The sequence below is a fragment of the Streptomyces sp. NRRL S-350 genome, from assembly GCF_000719705.1.
In the GTDB taxonomy this organism is placed as follows: domain Bacteria; phylum Actinomycetota; class Actinomycetes; order Streptomycetales; family Streptomycetaceae; genus Kitasatospora.
In genome coordinates this window covers 1-214 of the sequence record NZ_JOHO01000246.1, presented here as the reverse complement: position 1 = coordinate 214, position 214 = coordinate 1, and the positions used below count along the sequence as shown (strand labels likewise).

Below are 214 nucleotides of genomic sequence, written 5' to 3'. Positions count from 1 at the left end.
GGTGCAGGCGTCGTCGAAGGCGGCTGCGAACACCGGCTGGGTCTGGTACAGCTCTTGGCCCATGCCGAGTCGTTGGGCGCCTTGGCCGGTGAAGAGGAACGCGATCTTGCCGCCCCGCACCGATCCTTGGACGGCTTGGGGGCTGGGTGTGCCGTTGGCTACGGCGGCCAGTGCGGCCAGCAGTTCCTCCCGGTCGGCACCGAACACCACCGCC

The 214-nt window shown here is 69.6% G+C and carries 1 protein-coding gene; it reads right to left on the bottom strand.

Features of this window, described 5'->3' with window-relative positions; genetic code table 11:
- The coding region (locus IF30_RS43015) for an acyltransferase domain-containing protein (RefSeq protein WP_037903361.1) at window positions 1-214 on the bottom strand (214 nt) is incomplete at both ends.